The following is a 15,561-nucleotide window of genomic DNA, read 5'->3' on the forward strand; positions in this document are numbered from 1 at the left end:
CAAGCACAGATAACGCAACAGCCGGAGGGGGCGACGATGCGCATCGGAATCGTGGTGGACAGTGCCTGCGATTTGCCGCAAGACTTTATTCAACGCAACAGCGTCATCGTGTTGCCGATCAGCGTACGCATCGGCGAAGCGGTGCTGGCCGACCACCGCGATGAGGAAGCGACGCTGAGCTTTCTGCAGGCGCATGTGGCCGAGCGCGGACACGAGGCGGAAACCACGCCATTTTCGGTCAATCAGATTCGCGACCTGTTCCTGCAACGGCTGGTCATCGACTACGACCAGGTGTTCTGCCTGACCATCTCCAAGCTGCGCAGCCAGATCTTCGACAACGCGATGCAGGCCAGCTTCGCGATCCTCAACGATTACAAGCCGATCCGGCAGGCCGCCGGCCACACCTCGCCATTCGCGCTGCGCGTGATCGATACCCTCAACCTGTTCGCCGGCCAGGGCATCACGGCAGTGGAAGCGGTGCGCCTGCGCGAACAGGGTCAGGGCGTGGCGGCAATCCGCAGCCGGCTCGAACAACTGGCCGAGCATACCTATGGCTACATGATTCCGCGCGATCTCTACTACCTGCGCGCGCGTGCGCGCAGCAAGGGCGATCGCAGCGTTGGCCTGATCGGTGCCGCGCTCGGCAGCGCGCTGGATATCAAGCCGGTGCTGCGCGCCTACCGCGGCATCACCGAGCCGGCGGCCAAGCTGAAGGGCTTCGAGCCGTCGGCAGAGAAGCTGTTCGGCTTTGCCGTGCGCAGGATCCGCGCGGGCTTGATGACGCCGACCGTGTGCGTGGGCTACGGCGGCGAACTGGCCGAGTTGCACGCGCTTCCCGGTTACGCAGCCTTGCAGAACGCCTGCCAGACGCACAACGTGGAACTATTCGAAAGCGTGATGAGCCTGACCGGCATGGTCAACGTCGGCAAGGGCGCACTGGCAGTGGCATTCGCGGCCGAAGCGCATACATTCTCGGCTTGACCGCATGCATTCTTGGCCATGAAAAACATGGTCGACGGTGGCGTCCTCACTGCTCGCGGGATACGCCGTGGACCGACACAGACGCAACCGACAGCTTGAGTCGCGGCATCACTTCTTAGATGCAATCAAAAGACCTGGTGCGTCGAGTGCGCGGTGCCCTCACCGCTTGCGGGACACGCCGTGAACCCGTCCCTGGGGGCTCGGTGGCGGCATCCATGCCACCACACGGTCCTGCAACCGGCGAGGACACCGCACCAGACAGTTGGTCGGCGCTCATCTGAAAAGCCGTCTGTCGTACGGTGCGCATCAGACGTGGAGCCGATGCTTCATGATCGAACAAGGCGCACCCAGCACTGCTCTTCCATGCACACCGACCCTCTCGACTGGTCCTTGCCCGCTCACCGTCGCGGGACCCTGAGCGGCATGGATGCCGCGCCGGAGCCTACATGGACGTACTTGCGGCGTGTCCTGCGATGGTGGGAGGGCAAGGGCACTGCAGCCAAGCGCCAGATCGACTGCTCTACCGCTGATCCCTGCAGCCAGGCAACCGCCCTGACGCTCTGCAACACTGCCGGCGCCGGAAAGGACACCCCGCCGATCAGGTTGGTCCGCGTGGGTTGCCGTTACGCATTCAATAAAGGGCGATTGATCCACGCGTACACCTGATCGGGTGTACGCGGCCGACAACTCACCGCGCCATTAGCTCGGCGCAGCGTTACCGCAGCGGCACATTCAATACCGAAGGCGTTGCCACCGGCGAGGTAAACGTCACTGTGCCCCCGCCATCGCTGGCATCGGTATAACGCGCGTCGTGCGTGTCGATCACCAGCACCAGGCGCTGCCCTGCCGGAATCTCCGCAGCAGCCGCTTGCAGCGGCCAATCCAGCGTCACTGCGCGGCCCGGCGTGGCCCCGCGCAGCGAGTACGGCGCATGCGTGACCAATTGCGCCACGCCCACTGCATCCATGCGGTACAGATACGCGAACAGGCTCACCTTCGACTGACTGGGCACCACGGTCACGCGCAGCGAGGGACTGCCGGCCAGCCGGCGTACCGTGCTTGACGGCGCACCCACCCACACTGCCGCGCCGATGCGATTGACCAACGGAATCGACGTGGTGACCGGCACGCCGATGCCTTGCAACAGACCGCTGACCAGCACCACGCCCGAGTCGGCCAACGTCGGCACATCGGTGGCGATGCGCGATTGCCATCCGCTGGCGGTACCGCCGATCAAGTCGCCGGTGGGGCTGAGCAACCCGGCCGGTGCGGATAGCCCCAGGCGCGTGGTGCCCTGCTGCACCGATGCCCAATCCGGGTACTCCAGCCACTGTCCTGCGCGCGGCGACAGCCGCACCGGCGCTTCTGCATCCACCCCGTTACGCACCTGCTTGAGATGACGATCGAACCAGCGCGTGGCCGCCGTGTAGACCTCGTTGGGCAGGCCCAGCGCGCCCGGCAGTTCCGCCGTGGCGTGATCGCCCTGGCTGAGCAGCAATTGCTTGGGCCCGCGCAGCTGGTTGAAGAACGCGATGGTCTGATTCGGCGGAAACAGGCCATCGTTGAAGGCATTGCCCAGCAGCACGGCGGTGCCCCGCGCATTGAGCGCAGCCACCTCGCTCGCCGGGCTGCGCGACGCGGCCTGCGGCAGGAAGCCCTGCACTGCGCCGTCGTAATCGCCAACGGCAACCCGTGTACTGATCTGCGCCAGATCCGGACCGGGCCGTCCGGTCAGCGCGCCGGCACCGACCAGGAGTCCAACGCCTTGCTGGCTGACGGTGCGATTGGAATACAGCGACGCTTCCAGATCCGCCCAGCCGCTGAGCGCGGCCACGGCCTTGATGCGCGGATCGCGCCCGGCCGCCAACAGGCTGATGCCCGCTCCGTACGAGATGCCCGATGCACCGATCGCGTTCGGGTTGGCTGGCGTATGCGCCAGCGCCCAGTCGATCACCGCGCTGACGTCTTCCACCGTGTCGGCGCCGGCGATGTCGATCTGCCCGGCCGAATCCCAGAACCCGCGCGAGGTATAGCTGACGACCACGTAGCCATCGCTGGCCAGTTGGGTGGCGCGACCAAGGTATTCCAGGTTCGGCAACGACCAGCTGGCCGGCATCACGACCAGCGGAAACGGCCCGCTGCCCTGCCCTTGCGGCACCAGGACCAGCGCGCCCATCGGCGCGCCATCCCAGCCGGGAATGCGTTCATAGGTCTTGCTGAAAGCGCCCGCCATTGCCGACGCCGATGCCACCAGCAACGCCAGTGCGGCGATGCCTCCGATCCAAGGCTTGTTCATGGTTCTCTCCCACGCAAGGCCGGGCCGGGATGGCCCAGCGGCAGCTGCCATGCATCCGTGGTTCGGGGGAGAACGTCGCGAACGTACCAGACGGTACGGTATGGCTCAAGGGCCGGGAATCGGGAATCGGGAATCGGGAATCGGGAGGCGGGAAGCGAAGGGTAGGCGCCGCAATCGTGACACGTGCTGAAGTGCAAGCCGGCCGGCGCCATCGTATGGCCGATCCCGACCCGCAGACGTTAGCTGCAATGCAGCAGGCCCGGGCAACGCCTCCCGCGCGAACCGCTCAGCCCACGAAGTGCTGATACCCGCGCTGCGGCGGCTGCCACGGCTTGCCGTCGGCATCGTGGACCACCACGCCCGGCGTGGCGACGATCCGGCCGATGCGTGTCACCGCGACTGCGGCGAAGTCCATCGCCTGCAGCACCGCCTCGCGGTGTTGCACGGCGGCGGTGAAGCACAGCTCGTAGTCGTCGCCGCCGCCGAGTTGCCAGCCGATGCACTGCAGCGCGCTGATCCCGGCGCTGCGCGGCATCGCCGGCAACGCCGTCAGCGCCAGCTGCGCGCCCACGCCGCTGCGTTCGCACAGATGCCCCAGATCGGCCAGCAATCCATCGGAGACATCCACACAGGCATGCGCAAGCCCACGCAGGCGCAGCCCGGCCTGCACGCGCGGCTGCGGGCGCAGCAGGCGGACGCGCCACTGCTCGTGCACCGGATCGGCCGCCGCGCAGGTCACGTCCAGCTGGCCGGCCTGCCACAGCGACAAGGCCGCGGCCGCCTCGCCCGGCGCACCGGTCACCCACACATCGTCGCCCACACGTGCCCCATCGCGACGCAACGCCGCACCCGGCGGCAGGCTGCCGATCGCAGTCACCGCACACGACAACGGCCCGCGTGTGGTGTCCCCACCGACCAGTGCGATGTCGTGCGCGTCGGCCAGTGCAAGGAAGCCATCGGCGAACGCATCGACCCAGTCGGCATCGTCGTGCGGCAACGACAGCGACAAGGTGCACCAGCGCGGCTGCGCACCCATCGCGGCCAGATCGGACAGATTGACCGCCAGCGTCTTCCAGCCCAGATCCTCGGCGCGCGTCTCGTGCGGAAAATGCACGCCCGCATTGAGCGTATCGGCGGTGATCGCAAGCTGCTCGCCCGGCGGCGGCTGCAGCAGCGCCGCATCGTCGCCAATGCCCAACGGCACATCCGCACGCGCCGCAATGCGCGCGCGCAAGCGGGCAATTAGATCGAATTCGGGCATTTGACGGGCCGGGATTGGGGATTTGGCATTAGGGATTCGTCACGGCGCACATTGGCAGGGACCAGCGCCACGGCCAATCCCCAATCCCAAATGCCCAATCCCGCGGCGCCTCAGGCGCCGCCGGTGCCCGACTCCACCTTGCGCCACTCCACCGAGGCGCGATCCAGCACGCCGTTGACGTAGGTGTGGCCGTGCTCGGAGCCGAAGCGCTTAGCGGTTTCGATCGCTTCGTTGATGACCACGCGGTACGGCACGTCCTGGCGATACAGCAGTTCATAGGCCGCCAGGCGCAGCACCGCACGTTCGATCGCGTCGACCTCTTCCACGCCGCGATCCAGATACGGGGTCAGCGCGGTATCCAGCTCGGCGCGGTTGGTCAGCACGCCTTCGACCAGGTTTTCGAAATAGGCCAGATCGGCCACTTCGTGCGCCTGCTCGTGCGCAAACTGGGAGATCACCTGCTTGGCGAACCCGCCGGAAATCTGCCAGGCATACACCGCCTGCAAGGCGCGCCGGCGCGCGCGCGAACGCAGCACCGGGTCGATGCCGTCGCGACGGACGTGGCGGGCATGTCCACCGGACTTGCTCATGGCAACAACTCCATCAAATTGACCAGTTCCAATGCCGCAAGCGCGCATTCCTCGCCCTTGTTGCCATGGCTGCCGCCGGCACGCGCCTCGGCATCTTCCACGCGCTCGACCGCCAGCACGCCGTTGAGCACCGGCACGCCGGTCTGCAACTGCACGCTCATCAGGCCTTCGGCGCACAGGTCGGCCACGTGTTCGTAGTGGCGGGTGTCGCCGCGGATCACGCAGCCCAGCGCGATGATCGCCGCATGCTGGCCGGATTGTCCCAGGCGGTTGGCCGCGATCGGAATTTCCCAGGCGCCCGGCACGCGGACCACGTCGATGGCGTCCTCGCCGATGCCGTTGCCGGCCAGGCTCTGGCGCGCACCGGTGACCAGCGCGTCGGTGATGCGGGCATTCCAGCGGCTGGCGATGATCGCAAAGCGCGCGGTAGTGGGGCGGAGATCGCCTTCGTAGTGGGTCATGCGGGTCGGCAACTCGAGGGGGCGGCAAGTTTAACAGCTGCCGGGGCCCGGCCCGGCCGATGGGTGCCGGCCGGGGCGCCGAAGCAGGCCCGGCCATGTCTGCAGCAGGCGGTGTGCGGGCGCGCAGCACCGGCTGGCGCAACCGCAGGCCAGCGTGGTCGTTGCGCAACCACCGCAGGAACCGCTCGACCGACACGGTTCCAGCGGCGCGTGTGGCAACGACCGGAGCGCCGACTCCAGGCCGCCGGCCCTGCGTCAGGGCAGCGCGGCAACCGGCACCGCACGCACGCCTTCGCCGGGATGGCATTCCAGGTACTCCACCACCTCCAGCCCGAACCCGGCCAGGCCCACCTGACGGCGTGGCGTGCCCAGCACGCGCAGCTTGCCCAGGCCCAGCTCGGCCAGGATCTGCGCGCCGGCGCCATTACGCCGCCACTGGCTGACGTCCTTGGCGTTGGTGGCCGCTTCCGGTTGCTGGCGCAGCCGCGCCAGCAGGGATTCGCTGTCGCGCGGCGCCGACAGCACCACCATCACGCCCTGCCCTTCGGCGGCGATCGCACGCAGCGCATCGGTGGCCGCCACGCCGAAGTCATCGCGCTGCCAGTGCAGCAGATCGGCCAGCGGGTTTTCCACCTGCACGCGCACCAGCGTCGGGGTGGCCGGATCGGGCGTGCCGCGCACCAGCGCAAAATGCAGGTCGTGCGCGATGCGGTCGCGGTAGGTCACCAGCGTGAACGGGCCGAATTCGGTGCTGATCTCGCGCGCGTCCACACGCTCGACGGTGTGCTCGTTGGCCAGGCGGTAGGCGATCAGATCGGCGATCGAACCCATCTTCAGCCCGTGCTCGCGCGCGAACACTTCCAGCTGCGGGCGCCGCGCCATGCTGCCGTCCGGGTTGAGCACTTCCACCAGCACGCCGGCCGGTTCCAGCCCGGCCAGCATCGGCAGGTCGCTGGCCGCTTCGGTGTGGCCGGCGCGGGTCAGCACGCCACCGGGCTGGGAGATCAGCGGGAAGATATGCCCCGGCTGGCTCAGGTCCTGCGGCCTGGCATCCGGCCGCACCGCGGTGCGTACCGTGTGCGCACGGTCGTAGGCGGAGATGCCGGTGGTCACGCCCTCGGCCGCCTCGATGCTGACGGTGAAGTTGGTCTGGAACTGCGCGGTGTTGTTGCGCACCATCGGCGCCAGGCCCAGCTGCGCGCAGCGCTCGCGGGTCAGCGACAGGCACACCAGCCCGCGCGCGTGGGTCACCATGAAGTTGATGTCCGACGGCTTGACCAGCTCGGCGGCCATGATCAGATCGCCTTCGTTCTCGCGGTCTTCGTCATCGACGATCACCACCATGCGGCCTGCGCGCAGTTCCTCGATCAGTTCCGGAACGGGTGCGAAATTCATGCCGCACCCCGCGTGCCGAGCAGGCGTTCGACGTAGCGCGCCACCAGATCGATCTCCAGATTCACTGCCGCGCCGACCGCCGTCCGCGCAAACGCGGTGTTGGCCACCGTGTGCGGAATCAACGCGACCTCGAAGCCGTCCTCGTCCACCTCGTTGACGGTCAGGCTGACTCCGTCCACGCAGATCGAGCCCTTCTTGGCGACATAGCGCAATACCGACGACGGGGCGGCAAACCGCCAGCGCTGCGCCCGTGCATCGCCATGCACCGACTGCACCTGGCCCAGGCCATCTACATGGCCGCTGACCAGATGCCCGCCGAGGCGGTCGGTCGGGCGCATCGCACGCTCCAGATTCAGCAGCGCGCCTTCCGGCAAGCTGCCCAACGTGGTCAGCGACAGGGTTTCGGTAGAGGCGTCGGCCTGGAAGCTGCCGGCATCGAACGCAATCACGGTCAGGCACACGCCGTTGACCGCGATGCTCTCGCCCAGTTGCACCGCGTCGAATGGCAGGTTGCCGGTGGCGAAGGTGAAACGCACATCGCCGCCTTGCGGCTGGCGCGCTGCCAGATGGCCGACGCCTTCAATGATTCCGGTAAACATCAGCATGCCCCCGTCGTTGACGACAACGGAGCGCACGCAGTGCGGAGGAAGATCGCGACGCAGCGCGACGGGTGAGGCAGGGACATAGTCGTTTCTCGCAGGAGTTGAGCGAAAAACGCCACAAGGCAAACAGGCGCGCGCACAGCCGCAAGGCTGCGCGTTGGCCGTCTTCTTTCATCCGGACTATACCGTCGGCCCCGGCATCGCACCGGATCTGCTGACCTTGCGCAGCGGGTTTCGCGTGGATCCGCTCAACTCCGATGCGCAAGCGCTCGCGGGCTCGCATGCTTGCGCATGCCTACCGCCGGTGGGGAATCGCACCCCGCCCTGAAGACGTTCGTGAGTACCGGCGAACCGGTGCGCAAAGTCTAACAGGGCCTATCGGCGCGATGGCTGAGCGTCAGCGACGGCTGGCAGGACACTGCGTCATATGGGGAAATCCCCCATAGCCAGGATTGTGAAGGATCTGTTAATTTACCCGCCGCGACGGGAGACGTCGCTTTTTCCCTCCCGCAACGGGACGGAGACACGGACATCAATTCGGAGAGAGACATCCAATGCGTAACACCCTGATCCTGGCTGCCCTGTTGGCCGCCGCACCGTTTGCCGCATCGGCCGAAGGCCTGAGCTATTCCTACGTCGAAGGCGGCTGGAACCGGACCGAAATCAACGTCAACGACGCGTCCGACGATATCGACGGTGGCTACATCCGCGGTTCCTGGCAGATTGCCCAGCCGGCCTACTTGCTGGCCAGCTACGAACGTGCCACCAAGGATTACAACCTCGGCAGCGGCTTCGTGATCGACGGCACCCTGCAGCAGGCCACGCTGGGGATCGGCTACCGCCAGGAAATGACCGAGCGCGTCGAGTTCACCGCCGACATCAGCGTGCTGCGCACCAAGGTCGAATCCGACCTGCGCCTGCGCGGTCGCTCGATCGACAACGCGTCCGACTCGACCACCCTGGGCTTTGCCAACCTGGGCCTGCGCGGCAAGCCCTCGCCGCGCACCGAAGCCTGGATCAAGGCCGGCTACATCGACGGCAGCGACGTGGACGAAGGCGAGTTCGTCGGCACCCTGGGTGGCCAGGTCAACTTCACCCGCACCTGGGGCCTGGTTGCCGAAGCGCAGTTCGTCGACAACGCCAACCAGTACAAGGTGGGCGTGCGCGCAAGCTTCTGATCGGCGCGTCGCAGATGCACGAAGGCCCCGCATGCGGGGCCTTTTTCATGCGCGCAACCACACGCCCGCGCGGCATCGGGCAAGCGGTGCAGTGCTCATCCGGCAACAACCGGCGCATAACGCAGACGCAGATCCTGCCCCAGCTGGCGCACATCCAGCAGCTGCAACGCAGCCCGCTGTGCCATCCTCTCGATGTCTAGCCCGGCCAGCAGCGGCCTGGCGGTATCGCCCAGCAGTACCGGCGCCACGTAGACCAGCAATTCGTCGACCAGCCCGGCTTGCAGCAGCGCACCGCTCACTGTTGCGCCGGCTTCCACATGCACCTCGTTGATGCCGCGCTCGGCAAGCAGGGCCAACACGGCACCCAGCTCGAAACGGCCTGCATGCAACGGCATCGCAATGAACTGCGCATCGTCCAGCGACGGCGCGGCCACATCCTCGCCATGCAGATACAACGTGGGCGCATCGCCCTGGCGAATGGTGTTGCATGCCAACGTCCGCAACCCGGCGTCGAGCACCACGCGCAGCGGCGGCACGAACGGCGTGTCATCGCCCAGTCGCACCGTCATCGATGGGTCGTCGGCCAGCACCGTACCGGCGCCAGTGAGGATCGCGCCGGCACGCGCACGCCAGCGCTGCACATCCGCGCGCGCATCGGCGCCGGTGATCCACTTGGATTCACCGCTGGCCAGCGCAGTCCGTCCATCCAGGCTGGCGCCGAGCTTGACCCGCAGCCACGGCCTGCCCCGCTCCACCCGTGACAGGAAGCCCCGGTTGAGCGCGCGCGCCTGTGCCTGCAGGACCCCGCTGAGCACCTTGATCCCGGCCTCGCGCAGCAGCGCGAACCCGCCACCGTTGACCTGCGGAAACGGGTCGGCCATCGCCGCGACCACACGCGCCACTCCGGCATCGATCAAGGCCAGGGCACAGGGCGGCGTGCGTCCGTAGTGCGCGCACGGTTCCAGCGTGACGTAGGCGGTGGCGCCCCGCGCCAGCGCGCCGGCTGCGCGCAGCGCGAACACTTCCGCATGCGGGCCGCCGGCACGTTGATGAAAACCTTCGCCCACGCACACGCCATCGCGCACGATCACGCAGCCAACCATCGGATTGGGGCGCGTGGTGTAGGCACCGCGCTCGGCCAGACGCAATGCCTGGGCCATCCAGCGGTGATCGTCGGCTGTCACGCGCACTGCAGCACCGGCGCGATCTGCATCACCACGATCTGCATCGGCCCCAGCAGCAATTCTGCATGCGTATGCCAGCCCAGCCGCTGGTAGTACGGCGCCAGTGCTGGCTGGCAATACAGATACAAGGCCGGCACGCCCATGCGCGCGGCGGCCTGCACGCAGTGCGTCACCAGCGCCTCGCCGATGCCCTGCCCGCGCGCCTGCGGCTGCACGTACAGCGACGCCAGCCAGGGCGACCACTGGCGAATACGCGCATCGTCGTTTTCCAGCAGGCTGACCGACCCGAGCCACTGTGCCTGATCGAGCGCAACCCAGGTGGTCGGGATCACGCCGTCGCGGCTGTGGCTGCGCAACTCGCGCAAGGCCTCATCGAAATTCCAGTCCGGCAACAGGCTGCCGAAGGCCTGCAGATGCGCCTGCGCGAGGGCGGGCAGCAGCTCCGGCGTGTCGGCCACGCAGGCGATGCGCATCGCCCTCACCGCTTGCCGGGCTTGCCGGCGCGCTCCAGGGCCGCTTCCAGCAACGGCAACTGCTCGATGCCGACCGGGAGCTCGCGCTCGAGCTTTTCGATTTCCTCGCGGAAATCGGCAACGTCCTGGAAGCTGCGGTACACCGAGGCAAAGCGTACATAGCCCACATGATCGAGCTTGCGCAGCTCGACCATCACGTACTCGCCCACCCGCAGCGAGCCGACCTCGCGTTCGCCGGACATGCGCAACTGATGCACCACCGCCCGCACCGCCGCTTCGATCTGTTCTTCGGACACCGGGCGCTTTTGCAGCGCGCGGTCGAAACTGGTGCGCAGCTTGCGCGCATCGAAGGCCTCGCGCCCGCCGTCGCTCTTGACCACGGTCGGCAGCTTGAGTTCGATCGTTTCCAGGGTGCTGAATCGCTCGCCGCACGCCTCGCACTCCCGGCGCCGACGAATCGTCGTGCCGTCTTCGGACACGCGCGAATCGATCACGCGGGTGTCGTTGTGCTGGCAAAAGGGGCAGTGCATCAGGGCGCCGGGATTGGAGAGTGGGGATTAGGGATTGGCAACAGCAGGTGCAAGGACGCGCTTGCTGCGCATCCCCAATCCCGAATCACCAATCCCGGCATCTCAGCCATACACCGGATACTTCTTGCACTGCGCCGTCACCGCGTCGCGGACCTTGGCCAGCACGGCTTCGTCGCTGGGGGCGTCGAGCACGTCGGCGATCCAGTTGGCCAGGTCGATGCTGTCCTGCTCCTTGTAGCCGCGGGTGGTGATCGCCGGGGTGCCCAGGCGCAGGCCGGAGGTGACGAACGGCGAGCGCGGGTCGTTGGGCACCGAGTTCTTGTTGACGGTGATGTGCGCCTTGCCGAGCGCGGCCTCTGCATCCTTGCCGGAAACATCGCGGCCGATCATGTCCACCAGCATCAGGTGATTCTCGGTGCCGCCGGACACGATCTTGTAGCCGCGCGCGATCAACGTGTTGGCCATCGCCTGCGCGTTCTTGACCACCTGCTGCTGGTAGGTCTTGAAGTCCGGCTCCAGCGCCTCCTTGAACGCCACCGCCTTGGCCGCGATCACGTGCATCAGCGGGCCACCCTGGATGCCGGGGAACACGATCGACTGCAGCTTCTTCTGCAGCTCTTCACTCGCGCCCTTGGCCACGATGATGCCGCCACGCGGGCCGCGCAGGGTCTTGTGGGTGGTCGAGGTGACCACGTGCGCATGCTCCAGCGGGCTCGGATACACACCGGCGGCGACCAGGCCGGCCACGTGCGCCATGTCCACGAACAGATACGCACCGACGCTGTCGGCGATGGCGCGGAAGCGCGCCCAGTCGATCTTCTGCGAATACGCCGAGAAGCCGGCCACGACCATCTTCGGCGTGTGCTCGGTGGCCAGGCGCTGGACCTCGTCGTAATCGATCAGGCCCTGCTCGTTGACACCGTACTGCACCGCGTTGAACAGCTTGCCGGAGACGTTGACCTTGGCGCCGTGGGTCAGGTGACCGCCGTGGGCCAGGCTCATGCCCAGGATGGTGTCGCCCGGCTGCAGCAACGCCAGATACACCGCCTGGTTGGCCTGCGAGCCGCTGTGCGGCTGCACGTTCGCATAGTCGGCGCCGAACACCTGCTTGATGCGCTCGATCGCCAGCTGCTCGGCAATGTCGACGAACTCGCAACCGCCGTAGTAGCGCTTGCCCGGATAGCCTTCGGCGTACTTGTTGGTCAACTGGCTGCCCTGGGCTTCCATCACCAGCGGGCTGCAGTAGTTTTCGCTGGCGATCAGCTCGACGTGATCCTCCTGGCGGCCGGCTTCGGCAGCGATGGCCTGGGCCAGTTCGGGGTCGTAGGTTTCCAGTCGGACGTCGCGCGAGAACATGCAGAGCTCCGGGGCAGCTGTTGCCAGTAGGGGCGCCGATTGTAAGCCCCGCGTGGACAGGTGACCAATTGCGGCGCCGGCGCGGGCCACGCGGGCCTTGGCGCGCCCGGCTTTTGAACGACAAGGGCGCACCGGAGTGCGCCCTCGTGTCAGGCCCTGCCCGCTTGCCGGGTCAGGCCGGCCGGGCCACTGCTGAACTTAGTTGTTGAGCACCAGGTCGGCGATCACACCGGTTGCAATGGCCACAAGCAGCAGATTGCCGGTGTTGTCGCGCTGCCAACGGTAGCCATACGGCGGGCGGCGCAGGTTGTAGCGGTCGTAGTCGTTGATCACGTAGACCGGGCCGTGGTAGCGCTGACCGCGGGCCCAGTACGGGCGCGGCGGCGGACCGGCGCGGTAGTAGTTGGGGCGATCGTAGACATAGACCCGATTGCGGTCGTAGCGACGGTCCTGATAGCGCGCGTCGCGATAGCCCTCGCGGTAGCCGTTGCTGTAGTAACGGCGGTCCTGGCGCCACTCGCGGCGGTCTGCGCGGCGGTCATCACGCCATTCGCGGCGGTCATCCCGGCGGTCATTGCGCCAGTCGACGCGATGATCGCGGTGGCCGTGGTCATGCCCACGGCGGTCGTCGCGGTCCCAATCCCCGGCAAATGCGGCCGGTGCGGCGAAGCCCAGCGCCAAGATGGAGGAAAGCACAACAGTCACGATGCGTTTGCGGTTCATGGGATTGCTCCTGTCTGCGATGTCGCAATTTCATTAAGGCGCCAACCGCCTTAACGCATTCTTGCTGGAATCGATTACGAAAACGCCCATTCAGGTGACAGGTAAGCTGCCGTTTAGCTGCCGCATCGCTGCCGCGAGCCAGGCCGCTTGCCCGTATAATCGGCGCAATCCCTTTTCCGCTGCCTCCGGCCCCGGCCGGTGGGCTGCCTGCGTCCACGGAGCACCCATGTCGCAATACATCTACACCATGAACCGCGTCAGCAAGGTGGTCCCGCCCAAGCGGCAGATCATCAAGGACATCTCGCTGAGCTTTTTCCCGGGCGCCAAGATCGGCCTGCTGGGCCTGAACGGCGCCGGCAAGTCCACGGTGCTGAAGATCATGGCCGGCGTGGATACCGATTTCGAGGGCGAAGCCCGTCCGCAGGCCGGCATCAAGGTCGGCTATCTGGCGCAGGAGCCGCAGCTCAACCCCGAGCACACCGTGCGCGAAGCGGTCGAGGAAGGCGTGGGCGACGTGCTGCAGGCACAGGCCGCGCTGGATGCGGTTTACCTGGCCTATGCCGAAGAAGGCGCCGATTTCGACGCGCTGGCCAAGGAACAGGAACGCCTGGAGGCGATCCTGGCCGCCGGTGACGCGCACACCCTGGAGAACCAGCTGGACGTGGCCGCCGATGCGCTGCGCCTGCCGCCGTGGGACGCCATCGTCGGCAAGCTGTCCGGTGGCGAAAAGCGCCGCGTGGCGCTGTGCCGCCTGCTGCTGCAGAAGCCGGACATGCTGCTGCTGGACGAACCGACCAACCACCTGGACGCCGAGTCGGTGGAGTGGCTGGAACAGTTCCTGGCGCGCTACACCGGCACCGTGGTGGCGGTCACGCATGATCGCTACTTCCTCGACAACGCCGCCGAGTGGATCCTGGAGCTGGACCGCGGCCGCGGCATTCCGTGGAAGGGCAACTACACCGACTGGCTGACCCAGAAGGACGAGCGCCTCAAGCAGGAAGACAACCAGGAAAAGTCACGCCAGAAGGCGATCCAGAAGGAACTGGAATGGTCGCGCCAGAATGCCAAGGGCGGGCGCACCAAGGGCAAGGCGCGTCTGGCCCGCCTGGAAGAGCTGCAGTCGGTGGATTACCAGCGCCGCAACGAAACCAATGAAATCTTCATCCCGCCGGGCGAGCGCCTGGGCAACTCGGTGATGGAGTTCAAGAACGTGTCCAAGAAGTTCGGCGACCGCCTGCTGATCGACAACCTGTCGATGATCGTGCCGCCTGGCGCCATCGTCGGCATCATCGGCCCCAACGGTGCCGGTAAGTCGACCCTGTTCAAGATGATCACCGGCCAGGAAAAACCCGATTCCGGCGAGATCGTGATGGGCCCGACCGTGCAGCTGTCGTACGTGGACCAGAGCCGCGATGCGCTGGAGGGCAACCACAACGTGTTCCAGGAAATCGCAGGCGGCCTGGACATCCTCAACATCAACGGCGTGGAGATCCAGTCGCGCGCCTACATCGGCCGCTTCAACTTCAAGGGCCAGGACCAGCAGAAGATGGTCGGCTCGCTCTCCGGTGGTGAGCGCGGTCGTCTGCACATGGCCAAGACGCTGCTGCAGGGCGGCAACGTGCTGCTGCTCGACGAACCGTCCAACGACCTGGACATCGAAACGCTGCGTGCGCTGGAAGATGCATTGCTGGAGTTCCCGGGCAATACCTTCGTGATCTCGCATGATCGCTGGTTCCTGGATCGCATCGCCACGCACATCCTGTCGTTCGAAGGCGAGTCGCACGTGGAGTTCTTCCAGGGCAACTACCGCGAGTACGAAGAAGACAAGCGCCGCCGCATGGGCGATGACGCCGGTCCCAAGCGTCTGCGCTTCAAGGCGCTCAAGTAAGCACGACAAGGGCGCCGCAAGGCGCCCTTGTCACATGCGATGCCGCGGTGCGATCACAGGTCGTAGGACAGCACGTCCTCGAAACCGAAGGTGGCGAAGTTCTCGATCCGCGAGGGGTACAGGCGGCCGACCAGATGGTCGTATTCGTGCTGCACAACGCGGGCGTGGAAGCCTTCGGCCTCGCGTTCGATCGGGCTGCCGTCCGGCGCGAAGCCGCGGTAGCGAATGACGCGATAGCGCGGAATGACGGCACGCAGGCCGGGAATGGACAGGCATCCCTCCCAGCCGTTTTCCATCTCCTCCGACAGCGGTTCGATCTGTGCATTGGCCAATGCGGTGCGCGGCACTGCCGGCGCCTCGGGATAGCGATCGCTGGCTTCGAAGCCGAACACCATCAACTGCAGATCCACGGCGATCTGCGGTGCGGCCAGGCCGACGCCGCGCGCATCGTCCATGGTCTCGAACATGTCGGCCACCAGCGTGCGCAGCTCGGCGCTGCCCAGGTTGGTCACCGGTGGCGCCACGCGCAGCAGGCGTTTGTCGCCCATGCGGATAATCTCGCGAATCATCTGGCTGCTCCGGGGAAACGTTGTGGCGATTCTAGGACCTGTGCGGTAGGGGCAGGTGAGGTTGGGGAATGGGG

15 protein-coding genes and 1 riboswitch are annotated in these 15,561 nt (G+C 66.7%); of the genes, 3 read left to right on the forward strand and 12 right to left on the reverse strand.

What is annotated here, in order from left to right; translation table 11 throughout:
- Positions 1-36 precede the first annotated feature (36 nt).
- A complete protein-coding gene (locus EO174_RS15870; RefSeq protein WP_126945818.1) occupies positions 37-981 on the forward strand; it encodes a DegV family protein in 945 nt (314 codons plus the stop codon).
- A 715-nt stretch (positions 982-1,696) separates the two neighbouring features.
- On the opposite strand, the gene EO174_RS15880 is transcribed toward EO174_RS15870, so the two are convergent.
- The 6 genes from EO174_RS15880 to EO174_RS15910 form a co-directional block, all read right to left on the reverse strand.
- Entirely contained in the window at positions 1,697-3,277 is a 1,581-nt protein-coding gene (locus tag EO174_RS15880; protein ID WP_126945821.1) for a CocE/NonD family hydrolase, read from the reverse strand.
- A gap of 286 nt (positions 3,278-3,563) precedes the next feature.
- Positions 3,564-4,538 (reverse strand): thiamine-phosphate kinase, encoded by a 975-nt coding sequence (thiL, locus tag EO174_RS15890; protein WP_104649433.1) that lies wholly within the window; start codon positions 4,536-4,538, stop codon positions 3,564-3,566.
- A gap of 110 nt (positions 4,539-4,648) precedes the next feature.
- Entirely contained in the window at positions 4,649-5,128 is a 480-nt protein-coding gene (gene nusB, locus EO174_RS15895; RefSeq protein ID WP_104585534.1) for a transcription antitermination factor NusB, read from the reverse strand.
- On the reverse strand, positions 5,125-5,589 hold the full coding sequence (gene ribH / locus EO174_RS15900) for a 6,7-dimethyl-8-ribityllumazine synthase (RefSeq protein ID WP_039423375.1): 465 nt from the start codon (positions 5,587-5,589) through the stop codon (positions 5,125-5,127). Before ribH ends, nusB begins: the two co-directional genes overlap by 4 nt.
- Before the next feature lie 255 nt (positions 5,590-5,844).
- Positions 5,845-6,984 (reverse strand): 3,4-dihydroxy-2-butanone-4-phosphate synthase, encoded by a 1,140-nt coding sequence (gene ribB, locus EO174_RS15905; RefSeq protein WP_104585536.1) that lies wholly within the window; start codon positions 6,982-6,984, stop codon positions 5,845-5,847.
- Positions 6,981-7,583, reverse strand: a complete 603-nt coding sequence (locus EO174_RS15910; protein WP_104585583.1) for a riboflavin synthase — start codon at positions 7,581-7,583, stop codon at positions 6,981-6,983. Before EO174_RS15910 ends, ribB begins: the two co-directional genes overlap by 4 nt.
- A gap of 162 nt (positions 7,584-7,745) precedes the next feature.
- Positions 7,746-7,922, reverse strand: a riboswitch (FMN riboswitch).
- Positions 7,923-8,140: 218 nt separating this feature from the next.
- On the opposite strand from EO174_RS15910, the gene EO174_RS15915 reads away from it, so the two are divergent.
- A complete protein-coding gene (locus EO174_RS15915) occupies positions 8,141-8,764 on the forward strand; it encodes a hypothetical protein (RefSeq protein ID WP_126945824.1) in 624 nt (207 codons plus the stop codon).
- A 95-nt stretch (positions 8,765-8,859) separates the two neighbouring features.
- Here EO174_RS15915 and ribD read toward each other — a convergent pair whose 3' ends face one another.
- The 5 genes from ribD to EO174_RS15940 all read right to left on the reverse strand — a co-directional run bounded on the left by ribD (position 8,860) and on the right by EO174_RS15940 (position 13,030).
- Positions 8,860-9,954, reverse strand: a complete 1,095-nt coding sequence (gene ribD / locus EO174_RS15920) for a bifunctional diaminohydroxyphosphoribosylaminopyrimidine deaminase/5-amino-6-(5-phosphoribosylamino)uracil reductase RibD (protein ID WP_126945827.1) — start codon at positions 9,952-9,954, stop codon at positions 8,860-8,862.
- Positions 9,945-10,430, reverse strand: coding sequence for a GNAT family N-acetyltransferase (locus EO174_RS15925; protein ID WP_164740234.1), 486 nt, complete (start codon positions 10,428-10,430; stop codon positions 9,945-9,947). Before EO174_RS15925 ends, ribD begins: the two co-directional genes overlap by 10 nt.
- Positions 10,427-10,951: a transcriptional regulator NrdR gene (gene nrdR, locus EO174_RS15930; RefSeq protein ID WP_006453216.1), complete on the reverse strand. Its 525-nt coding sequence runs from the start codon at positions 10,949-10,951 to the stop codon at positions 10,427-10,429. Before nrdR ends, EO174_RS15925 begins: the two co-directional genes overlap by 4 nt.
- 102 nt (positions 10,952-11,053) lie before the next feature.
- Positions 11,054-12,307, reverse strand: a complete 1,254-nt coding sequence (glyA, locus tag EO174_RS15935; RefSeq protein WP_104649428.1) for a serine hydroxymethyltransferase — start codon at positions 12,305-12,307, stop codon at positions 11,054-11,056.
- Positions 12,308-12,505: 198 nt separating this feature from the next.
- Positions 12,506-13,030, reverse strand: coding sequence for an RcnB family protein (locus EO174_RS15940; RefSeq protein WP_126945830.1), 525 nt, complete (start codon positions 13,028-13,030; stop codon positions 12,506-12,508).
- A gap of 226 nt (positions 13,031-13,256) precedes the next feature.
- On the opposite strand from EO174_RS15940, the gene ettA reads away from it, so the two are divergent.
- Positions 13,257-14,918: an energy-dependent translational throttle protein EttA gene (ettA, locus tag EO174_RS15945; protein ID WP_016904669.1), complete on the forward strand. Its 1,662-nt coding sequence runs from the start codon at positions 13,257-13,259 to the stop codon at positions 14,916-14,918.
- Between the two features lie 53 nt (positions 14,919-14,971).
- On the opposite strand, the gene def is transcribed toward ettA, so the two are convergent.
- Entirely contained in the window at positions 14,972-15,487 is a 516-nt protein-coding gene (def, locus tag EO174_RS15950; protein ID WP_016904668.1) for a peptide deformylase, read from the reverse strand.
- Between the last annotated feature and the right edge of the window lie 74 nt (positions 15,488-15,561).

It is taken from the genome of Xanthomonas sp. BRIP62418 (genome assembly GCF_003993495.1).
Lineage (GTDB): Bacteria > Pseudomonadota > Gammaproteobacteria > Xanthomonadales > Xanthomonadaceae > Xanthomonas > Xanthomonas euroxanthea.

What these genes read in the sequence shown, in the direction of transcription:
- EO174_RS15940 (WP_126945830.1), bottom strand. Translation starts at nt 13,030, where the DNA reads ATGAACCGCAAACGCATCGTGACTGTTGTGCTTTCCTCCATCTTGGCG.
- EO174_RS15915 (WP_126945824.1), top strand. Translation starts at nt 8,141, where the DNA reads ATGCGTAACACCCTGATCCTGGCTGCCCTGTTGGCCGCCGCACCGTTT.
- glyA (WP_104649428.1), bottom strand. Translation starts at nt 12,307, where the DNA reads ATGTTCTCGCGCGACGTCCGACTGGAAACCTACGACCCCGAACTGGCC.
- EO174_RS15910 (WP_104585583.1), bottom strand. Translation starts at nt 7,583, where the DNA reads ATGTTTACCGGAATCATTGAAGGCGTCGGCCATCTGGCAGCGCGCCAG.
- nusB (WP_104585534.1), bottom strand. Translation starts at nt 5,128, where the DNA reads ATGAGCAAGTCCGGTGGACATGCCCGCCACGTCCGTCGCGACGGCATC.
- EO174_RS15880 (WP_126945821.1), bottom strand. Translation starts at nt 3,277, where the DNA reads ATGAACAAGCCTTGGATCGGAGGCATCGCCGCACTGGCGTTGCTGGTG.
- nrdR (WP_006453216.1), bottom strand. Translation starts at nt 10,951, where the DNA reads ATGCACTGCCCCTTTTGCCAGCACAACGACACCCGCGTGATCGATTCG.
- ettA (WP_016904669.1), top strand. Translation starts at nt 13,257, where the DNA reads ATGTCGCAATACATCTACACCATGAACCGCGTCAGCAAGGTGGTCCCG.
- ribH (WP_039423375.1), bottom strand. Translation starts at nt 5,589, where the DNA reads ATGACCCACTACGAAGGCGATCTCCGCCCCACTACCGCGCGCTTTGCG.
- ribB (WP_104585536.1), bottom strand. Translation starts at nt 6,984, where the DNA reads ATGAATTTCGCACCCGTTCCGGAACTGATCGAGGAACTGCGCGCAGGC.
- def (WP_016904668.1), bottom strand. Translation starts at nt 15,487, where the DNA reads ATGATTCGCGAGATTATCCGCATGGGCGACAAACGCCTGCTGCGCGTG.
- EO174_RS15870 (WP_126945818.1), top strand. Translation starts at nt 37, where the DNA reads ATGCGCATCGGAATCGTGGTGGACAGTGCCTGCGATTTGCCGCAAGAC.
- thiL (WP_104649433.1), bottom strand. Translation starts at nt 4,538, where the DNA reads ATGCCCGAATTCGATCTAATTGCCCGCTTGCGCGCGCGCATTGCGGCG.